Raw genomic sequence first — 8,128 nt, forward strand, 5'->3', positions numbered from 1 at the left:
CAATCGCTGCATGGGCGTAGTAGGTAGATGGGGCGATCGGCAGAACACGGCAGATCGGCTCGACCCCAAACTCCCTTCGGTGATCGTCGATGAATGCGATCATTTGCGGAACGGGCGGTCGAGCTCCGCCATCGCGAAATACGCAGATGCCTTCTTCAGGATCTCGTTGGCTGTGCGCAGTTCCTTCACTTCACGTTCCAGTTCCTTGAGCCGGGCCTTCTGCTCACTGGTCAAGCCATCGCGCTCTCCAGCGTCTCGGGCGGCCTGAATGCACCAGGCGCGCAGGGTGTCGTGCGAACAGCCAAGCTTACCGGCAATCGCTTTGTAAGCTGCGCTATCACTCGTGTAGTCCGAGCGGTGTTCGCGATACAGCCGAAGACCGCGCTCGCGAAACTCGGCTGTGTACTTCGGGGTGTGCTTCTTCTGGTCCATAGGGTTCATCCTTTGAGAGTTTTACTCTCCGGTAAACCCGGGGCGGTTCACGGCAGTTGATACTAGATCGCTGCTTCTCGGGGCATCTTCCACCAGTCGAAGGGATTTCGGCGCTTCGAATGTGGGGCGAACCAAAGTCTGCTTTGAGGCTTAGAAAAATCGCTTATCACATTGCCGGTCTAGCGAAAAACTTCAAGAAAATGCAGTCACGCGGCTACGAGGATGCGATTTCGGATTGGGAAGACGATCTGAAGTACATGCATGACAAATATTACGTCCGTCATTTCGGCTTCAGTTGGCCAGGCCGTGGTCTCTAGTTCTGGTTCCTTTGAGGCTTGTGGAAGTTGCGCAGCAGTATTTTTTGGATGCCAGTTTTCGTTCTCACTGCCGTGTTTCTGATTGCTGAACATAAGCGGGCAGCCGTGTCAGACGCGGTGCAAGCCCCGCTTCAATAAGAAAATTCCCCTGCGCCAGCGCATTCCTCGCGAAGCAAGTTTCTCGCTGACAACCCCTTGGTGCCAGCTTTGGTCATGTTCATCGAAACACTCAAAGTCAGGATCAACAAATGGCTACGCAAACTCTGAAACTGAACGTCAAATCCGGCGAAAAAGACGGAAAGAGCTTCTGGGACCGATGCGGCGTCCTCTTCGTCAACACCGACGACAGCGGCAACATCACGTCGATCAACGTCAAACACAGCATGTTCCACGACGTCGAAATGGTCGCCTTCCCACGCCGCGATGAAGATCCGGTCACCGAGTGATCGGTGCGCCGGGGCGGGTTGCCCGCCCCGGTCATACCTACGCCCCAAGGCGCTATGCAGGTTTTGCGGGTGCGAATCCCGCAAATAACCGCTAGCAATACAGAAAAACAATTTCGAGTAGGGACAACCTGACGTGAATGCCGTTGAAATCGAAGAAGCCATTTCCGCGCTGGCGGAGCAACCGTTTGATGCGGTTGAATTTCCTTATGCTTTCCTGCTCGCCTTCGGCAACAAAGAAACCACGCTCAAACGCCTTCGCTCGGGCACATCGAACAAATCCGACCTGGACGGCGTTCTGCAAACGAACAACATTCACCTGAAATCCTGCGCGCCGGGCACCGTGTCTGAAACGCTGGCGGCGCTTAAGTCCAGCCCTGCCACCTCCAAGGCCAAAGCGAAATTCATCCTTGCGACGGATGGCGTCACCCTGGAAGCCGAGGATCTGAACACCGGCGAAACCATCGCCTGCGACTTCAAGGATTTCCCCGATCACTTCGGTTTCTTCCTTCCTCTTGCAGGCATCTCGACCGTCAAACAGATCCGCGAAAGCTCGTTTGATATCAAAGCCACGGGCCGCCTCAACCGCCTCTATGTCGAGCTGCTAAAAACCAACCCCGACTGGGGTACGGCAGAGCGCCGCCATGACATGAACCACTTCATGGCGCGGCTGATCTTTCTATTCTTTGCCGAAGACACGTCGATCCTGAATGGCGAAGACCTGTTCACGGCGACTGTCACGCAGATGTCGGACAAGGACAGCTCGAACACGCACGAGGTGATCTCCGAGCTGTTCCGCGCCATGAACACCAAGATCGAGGACCGCGCGAGCGCGAACCTTCCCCGTTGGGCCGACACCTTCCCATACGTGAACGGCGGGCTGTTTTCGGGCAGCACTGAGGCCCCCAAATTCTCAAAGATCGCGCGCAGCTACTTGCTCCACATCGGCTCCCTCGACTGGACCAAGATCAACCCCGATATCTTCGGCTCCATGATTCAGGCCGTGGCCGATGACGAAGAACGCGGCGCATTGGGGATGCACTACACCTCTGTGCCCAACATCCTGAAGGTGCTGAACCCGCTCTTCCTTGATGACCTGAACGCGCAGCTTGAGGCGGCAGGGGACAACAAGCGCAAGCTCGACAACCTGCGCAAACGCATCTCGAAAATCCGCGTCTTTGATCCGGCTTGCGGGTCGGGCAACTTCCTTGTCATTGCCTACAAGGAAATGCGCGCCATTGAGGCGAAGATCAACGCCTATTGCGGCGAGCCCGATCGGCGCACGGATATCCCGCTGACGAACTATCGCGGGATTGAGCTACGCGATTTTCCGGCCGAGATCGCCCGCCTTGCGCTGATCATCGCGGAATACCAATGCGACGTGACCTATCGCGGGCACAAGGACGCTCTCGCCGCCTTCCTGCCGCTGGATGCGGAGAACTGGATCACCCAAGGCAATGCCCTGCGCCTGGATTGGCTGACCGTCTGCCCGCCGACGAGCCAAAAGGTCGATATGCGCGGCGAAGACTTGTTCATGTCCCCGCTGGAAAAGGCCCAAATCGACTTCAAGAACGAGGGCGGAGAGACCTACATTTGCGGCAACCCGCAATTCAAAGGAGCTCGAAAGCAAAGTGTTTCGCAGAAAGAAGAATTATCCAATTTGTTCGGCGGCCACAAAGACTTTAAGAACTGTGACTATGTGGTCGGTTGGTTTCTTAAGGCAGCCAACTACCTAGATTTTTGTGATGCAAGTTTCGCCTTTGTATCAACTAATTCGATAAGCCAAGGGGAACAGGTGGCTCACCTTTGGTCTAGAATTTTTGAGAAGGATCTAGAAATTGCCTTCGCACATCAAAGCTTTAAATGGCGCAACAATGCGTCGGACAATGCTGCTGTGCATTGCGCGATTCTGGGTGTCCGCAAAAAATCGTCTGATAGCAGCGCGCTTTATGGAAATGGAACTGTTCGGATAGTCCCATCTATTTCACCCTATCTAATAGCGGGAGATGAAACTGTTGTAACAGGGCGTAGTAAGCCAGTTTCTGCAGAAATGTCCTCGATGTCTTCTGGCAGTATGCCCCGTGATGGCGGGAATCTGATTTTAGCAGCTGAAGAAGCCCGTTCTCTGATAGCGCAGGATTCTAGGATGCGCGCGCTTGTACGGGATTTTGTCGGGTCTCAAGAACTAGCTAACTATAGAAATAGGAAGTGCCTTTGGATCGAAGACAAAGATCTTGATCTCGCTAACAGCGTTCAATTAGTCAAAGACCGTATTGATGAAGTAAGATCCTTTCGCCAGAGCTCTTCGGCAAAAACCACTCAGGGCTACGCCGCTATCCCACACAAATTTGCCCAACGGACGGAAGTAGCCGACCGCTTCTTCTCCGTAGCTAAAACTTCATCAGAAACCCGAGAATATCTGCCTGCTGACGTTTTTGACGCTGGAACGGTTGTGTCTGACGCGGCATTCGTTGTTTCATCTGGCAGCTTGTGGGAGTTTGGTATTGCAGTCTCCAAGCTGAAGGCTACTTGGGCTGCTACCGTGTGTGGCCGCTTGAAAACAGATATTAGGTATTCCAGTACTTTGGGGTGGCATACTTTCCCGGTTCCTAAGCTCACCGAGAAAAACAAAGCGGATCTGACCCGCTGCGCCGAGGATATCCTATTGGCCCGCGAGGCGCATTTCCCCGCCACCATCGCCGACCTCTACAAACCCGACGCTATGCCCGAAAACCTCCGCGCCGCCCACGACCGCAACGACGAGGTCCTCGAACGCATCTACATCGGTCGCCGCTTCCGCAACGACACAGAGCGGCTGGAGAAGCTGTTTGAGCTCTACACCAAGATGACAACGAAGGTGGCGGTATGATCGAAGCAGTCTTTGGTTTGGTTGGCGTTGTCGTCGGGAGTTTTTTGACCATCGCGAAGGATGGGTTTGCATCGTGGAAACAGCGCAGGCGAGAGGGATCATATGCGGCGATCCGCCTGGTCTGTATCCTTCACGAATACGCCGACAAATGCGTAGATGTGGTGCAAGATGACGGAACCAGTCATGGTCAACCAGCAGGACGGACAGACGATGGGGAGGAGTACTATGTCGCGCAAGTTCGACAACCTGCACCACCTGAATATCCAGACGACATCGCCTGGCGGAGTTTGCCCGAAGGCCTGATGCATCAAGTTCTGGGCCTGCCGAACAAAGCACGGACAACTGACCGCTATATTGACGGTCAATCAGAGTATGCAGCCACTCCGCCGGACTATTCGGAGTTTTTTGAAGCCCGCCAAGAGGGGTATGCAAAGCTCGGTTACGATGCACTATGTCTCGCTGAGCAACTGTCGGAACGGTATCGGATCAAAGCCGTACACAAGGCAAAGTTGGGGTCTGAATGGGATCCAAAAGCATTTATGGCTGAAAAGATTAAGTTTTTTGAAGAGCAAAGAGCTGAGATGAGGCGGCGATTTAAGCAGCCTACATGCGATTTGCAGCCAATTTTAGGAAGCCGCAATGTCGAGTAAAAAATCTGTTCCCTCCGTTTCCGTCACCTACGCGCAGAACCGCAGTTCGACCACCTCGAACGAACTGGGCATGCGCAAGATGCAAGAGCGCGCCTATGAGATGCGCGGCGAGCAGTATTTGTTGATCAAATCGCCGCCTGCCTCGGGGAAATCGCGAGCGCTGATGTTCATCGCGCTCGATAAGCTGCACAATCAGGGTCTTAAACAGGCCATCGTGGTGGTGCCGGAAAAATCCATCGGGTCGAGCTTCAACGATGAGCCGCTGAGCAAGTTCGGCTTTTGGGCTGACTGGCACGTCGAGCCGCAATGGAACTTGTGCAACGCCCCCGGCGGTGATGACGGCAAGGTTGGTGCTGTTGGGCGTTTTCTGGAAAGCGATGATCAGGTGCTGGTCTGCACACACGCGACGTTCCGCTTCGCCGTCGACAAGTTTGGGATCGAGGCCTTCGACGATCGTGTGATTGCAGTGGATGAATTCCACCACGTCTCGGCCAATCCCGACAACAAGCTTGGCGCGCATCTGGGCGCGTTCATTGCCCGCGACAAGGTGCATCTGGTCGCGATGACCGGGTCCTATTTCAGGGGCGATGCCGAAGCCGTCTTGTCGCCCGAGGATGAGGCCCGGTTTGAAACGGTCACCTACACTTACTATGAGCAGCTCAATGGTTATGAGCATCTGAAGACGCTCGACATCGGTTATTTCTTCTACACTGGGTCTTACGCTGACAGCATTCTGGAGGTTCTGGACCCCGCCGAGAAAACCATTGTCCACATCCCGAATGTGAATTCGCGCGAAAGCACCAAAGATAAGCACAAGGAGGTCGAACATATTATCGACAGCTTGGGTGAGTGGAAGGGGCTTGATCCTGAGACCGGGTTCCAATTGGTCGAGACGCCAGAGGGCCGCGTGTTGCGCATTGCCGATCTGGTGGATGATGAGGCTGCGAAGCGTGACAAGGTGGCGAGCGCTCTGAAAGACCCTGCGCAGAAAAACAATCGCGACCATGTCGATATCATCATCGCGCTTGGCATGGCAAAAGAAGGGTTCGACTGGATCTGGTGTGAACATGCATTGACCGTTGGCTATCGCGCAAGCTTGACCGAGATCGTGCAAATTATCGGCCGCGCGACCCGCGATGCCGAAGGTAAAACGAAGGCGCGCTTCACCAACCTGATCGCGGAACCCGATGCGGGTGAAGAGGCCGTGACGGAGGCGGTCAACGACACGCTCAAGGCCATAGCGGCCAGTTTGCTGATGGAGCAGGTCTTGGCCCCTCGCTTCAACTTCACGCCCAAGACGCCGACGAGTGGACCCGTCGAAGGGTTTGACTACGGTGAGGGCGGCTATGATCCCAACAAAGAAAACGTGGGGTTTGATGCGGCCACAGGGCAAATCCAGATGGAAATCAAAGGACTTGCTGAACCCAAGAGCGAATTCGCACGGCGAATTTGTGATGAGGATCTGAACGAGGTAATAACGGCATTTGTTCAGGACAAAACGACGATTGAACGCGGGCTCTTTGACGAAGAGATGGTCCCCGAAGAGATCACGCAAGTGCGAATGGGCAAGATTGTCGGCACCAAGTTTCCAGAACTTGATGCGGAAGACCAAGAGACTGTACGCCAGCATGCGATCGCGGCTCTGAACCTCACCCAGAAAGCGAAAGAAATCGCACTGTCAGGTGCAGATGCGGATGAAACTGGTGGCAACACGGCTTTGATTGATGGGGTGCGCAAATTTGTGATGGATGTACGTGAGTTGGATATCGATTTGATTGATCGGATCAACCCGTTTGGCGAGGCCTATTCCATCCTGGCAAAGACAATGAGCGAAGATAGCCTTAAACAGGTTCAGGCTGTCATATCGGCGAAAAAGGTAAAGCTATCGCCGGACGAGGCCCGAGACTTGGCCAAACGTGCAGTCAAGTTCAAGCAAGAGCGTGGCCGGTTGCCATCGATCACGTCTGCGGATGCCTGGGAAAAGAAAATGGCTGAAGGTGTCGCATTCCTTGCGCGCATGAAGCAGGAGGCTGCAAATGGCTAAAGGTTTCACCGACGAGGATGATGCGCTGCTCGCGGAACTCGGTGTAGAAATCGAGACCAAGAAGGTTGTCGCACGTACACCGCGAGAAGAACGTATCATTGCAGGATTTGAAGAAATACAGCGGTTTGTTGACCAGAATGGGCGCGTCCCAGGTCACGGTGAGGACAAAGATATCTTTGAACGCCTATACGCGACTCGACTTGAACGGCTGCGTGAACTTGGCGAGGATAGAGATCTGATTTCAGATATGGACCATCAAGGGCTACTCGCCGCTGAAAATCCAGTCAAAGATGCCGACCTCGAGGATCTTGATGACGATGCATTGTTGGCAGAACTTGGCATCGCTGCGGAAGCGCCGTCCATTTCGGAATTGAAGCACGTTCGTTCTACGTCAGAAAAAAAAGCTGCCGAGGAGGTTGCTGGGCGTGAAAAGTGTGAAGATTTCGACACCTTCAAACCGCTCTTCGAACAGATCCAGAAGGAGCTGGATTCTGGCATAAGGGAAACGCGTAAGTTTGAGCTTAAGGCCGAGATCGAACCCGGCCGTTTTTTTATTGTCGGAGGACAAAAAGCTTATGTCGCGGAAATGGGCGACATAGAGCTTACGGACCACGGCCGAACAGACGCACGCCTGCGGGTGGTGTTCGACAACGGCACGCAAAGCAAGATGCTCATGCGGTCGCTCCAACGCGCGCTCAATGCGGATGGGGATGCTGGGCGTAGGATCACAGAGCCAAATGCAGGCCCGCTGTTTTCTGACGAAACCGCTGAAGGTGATGAAGCGAGCGGAACCATCTATGTGTTGCGAAGCCGTTCAGATCATCCATTGGTCGCCGCAAACCGAGAGCTTGTTCACAAGATTGGCGTGACGAGCAATGACGTTGAGAAGCGCATTGCGGGCGCGCAGCTTCAGACAACCTTCTTGATGGCCAAGGTTGATGTCGTGGCCACCTATGAGCTCTACAATATCAATCGCAGCAAGTTGGAAACACTTCTTCACCGGATTTTCGCGCCAGCCCAATTGGATATCGAGATTCCCGATCGACTTGGCCGACCCATGAAACCACGGGAATGGTTTTTGGTGCCATTGTTCGCCATCGAAGAGGCTGTTGAGCGGATCAAAGATGGCACGATTTCGCACTATGTTTATGATCTTAGCATCGCAGAATTAGTGCAGCGCGAATGATGTTTTTGAGCGGGTTTCGAAAGTAAATGTCAAAAGCTGAGACCCTCCTTATCAACAAGTCGCCACTTCTTAGCTTGCCAGAGCTGTCGTTGGTTTGACCCTGATCCGTAAGTGAAGCCATGAACCGCCCCGGGTTTGCCGGAGAGTTTTTTGTTCAAAACTTAGGCGACGTGATCAAGAGCATTTA

Annotated in this window: 5 protein-coding genes, 1 pseudogene and 1 other annotated feature; of the genes and pseudogenes, 5 read left to right on the forward strand and 1 reads right to left on the reverse strand. The window is 53.9% G+C overall.

Annotated elements, in window-relative coordinates; translation table 11 throughout:
- A pseudogene (locus C6W91_RS20230) lies at positions 1 to 432 on the reverse strand (transposase); the annotation flags it as partial.
- Positions 29 to 145: a sequence feature (AL1L pseudoknot), on the reverse strand. Its footprint overlaps the pseudogene before it by 117 nt.
- A 565-nt stretch (positions 433 to 997) precedes the next feature.
- On the opposite strand from C6W91_RS20230, the gene C6W91_RS20235 reads away from it, so the two are divergent.
- The 5 genes from C6W91_RS20235 to C6W91_RS20255 all read left to right on the forward strand — a co-directional run bounded on the left by C6W91_RS20235 (position 998) and on the right by C6W91_RS20255 (position 7,941).
- The gene (locus C6W91_RS20235) at positions 998 to 1,195 is read left to right on the forward strand and encodes a hypothetical protein (RefSeq protein ID WP_370571493.1); all 198 of its coding nucleotides are present in this window, start codon (positions 998 to 1,000) and stop codon (positions 1,193 to 1,195) included.
- A 133-nt stretch (positions 1,196 to 1,328) separates the two neighbouring features.
- Positions 1,329 to 4,061 carry a class I SAM-dependent DNA methyltransferase gene (locus C6W91_RS20240; RefSeq protein WP_370571494.1) on the forward strand — a complete coding sequence of 911 codons (2,733 nt, stop codon included), beginning with the start codon at positions 1,329 to 1,331 and terminating at the stop codon, positions 4,059 to 4,061.
- Positions 4,058 to 4,711, forward strand: a complete 654-nt coding sequence (locus C6W91_RS20245; protein WP_370571495.1) for a hypothetical protein — start codon at positions 4,058 to 4,060, stop codon at positions 4,709 to 4,711. The genes C6W91_RS20240 and C6W91_RS20245 overlap by 4 nt, the downstream gene beginning before the upstream one ends.
- Positions 4,701 to 6,755: a pseudomurein-binding repeat-containing protein gene (locus C6W91_RS20250; protein WP_370571496.1), complete on the forward strand. Its 2,055-nt coding sequence runs from the start codon at positions 4,701 to 4,703 to the stop codon at positions 6,753 to 6,755. Before C6W91_RS20245 ends, C6W91_RS20250 begins: the two co-directional genes overlap by 11 nt.
- Entirely contained in the window at positions 6,748 to 7,941 is a 1,194-nt protein-coding gene (locus C6W91_RS20255) for a GIY-YIG nuclease family protein (protein WP_370571497.1), read from the forward strand. The genes C6W91_RS20250 and C6W91_RS20255 overlap by 8 nt, the downstream gene beginning before the upstream one ends.
- The last annotated feature ends 187 nt before the right edge of the window (positions 7,942 to 8,128 follow it).

Source organism: Phaeobacter sp. SYSU ZJ3003 (assembly GCF_041300735.1).
GTDB lineage: Bacteria > Pseudomonadota > Alphaproteobacteria > Rhodobacterales > Rhodobacteraceae > Phycobacter > Phycobacter gallaeciensis_A.